Source organism: Salipaludibacillus sp. CF4.18 (assembly GCF_051262595.1).
Lineage (GTDB): Bacteria > Bacillota > Bacilli > Bacillales > Salisediminibacteriaceae > Salipaludibacillus > Salipaludibacillus neizhouensis.
Genome location: NZ_JBIMEV010000137.1, coordinates 1 through 1,206 on the forward strand (window position 1 = coordinate 1; position 1,206 = coordinate 1,206).

1 protein-coding gene is annotated in these 1,206 nt (G+C 38.1%); it reads left to right on the forward strand.

What is annotated here, in order from left to right:
• Window positions 1–120: 120 nt before the first annotated feature.
• A partial coding sequence (locus tag ACHABW_RS25820) for an IS110 family transposase (RefSeq protein WP_435759888.1) occupies window positions 121–1,206 on the forward strand: 1,086 nt, incomplete at its 3' end.

Here is a 1,206-nt window from a genome sequence, read left to right on the forward strand (position 1 = left end):
CATTCCTGTAATTAAAGAATTTAGAGTTTGATAGAAAAAGAGTCCTCTTGGTATGATACGAGGTGTCCAAAGCTTTGCGCGCAAAAGGACCCTTAATTGATAACCAAGGAGGACTCACTAATGAATTATAACCAAAATCACAAAATTGCTCAAATCACAGCTGAAACACTAATTATAGGTGTTGATATTGCAAAGTTTAATCACGTCGCAAGAGCACAGGATTTCAGAGGAATGGATCTAGGGAAATCTATTACTTTTGAAAATACTCAATCAGGGTTTGATGGCTTAATAGGTTGGATTAAACAACTTCAAGTTGATAATCAAATGAATAAAGTCTTCGTTGGTATGGAGCCAACAGGACATTACTGGCTTAACCTTGCACATTATTTAAAAGAGTTAAATATCAAGTGTGTTGTGGTCAATCCATTGCACACTAAGAAAAGCAAAGAATTAGACGATAATTCACCAACAAAAAATGACGTGAAAGATGCCAAAGTCATAGCACAGTTGGTCAAAGACGGTCGCTACGCTGAACCAAGTATCCCTGAAGGTGTTTATGCAGAACTTCGAGGAGCAATGAAAGTGCGCGAGCTATTATCTACTGACCTACGTTCTGTACAAGGTAAGATTCACAATTGGCTAGACCGCTATTTCCCTGAGTTTTTTACAGCCTTTAAAGACTGGGAAGGAAAAGCTGCACTTCGTACTTTAAAGCTTAATCTACTACCACATGAGCTACTGAAATTATCTGATGGTGAAATTTTAAAACACCTCAAAAAGGGCGCCCAAAGAGGTGTTGGTTTAAGTAGAGTGAGGAGATTAAAAGAGGCGGCTTGTTGTTCAGTCGGCATTAAACAAGGAAATAACATGGCTAAATTAGAGCTTAAAACCTTATTAGCTCAATATGACTTATTGAAAGAAAAGTTCGAAGAACTAGATGCTCATTTAGATGAATTGCTTAAACAAGTTCCTGGTGTTCATAATATGGTGGCAATCACAGGAATAGGGAAAGATACGGTCGCTGCATTTTTAGCTGAAGTAGGCGATCTAAGAAACTATTCTCATCCAAAACAAATTATTAAACTAGCTGGACTAAACTTACGGGAAAATACATCAGGACTTCATAAAGGACGCACAACCATTACAAAACGAGGGAGAAAGAAGCTCAGAGCTCTCCTCTTTCGAGTTGTAATGCCGTTAGTCGCT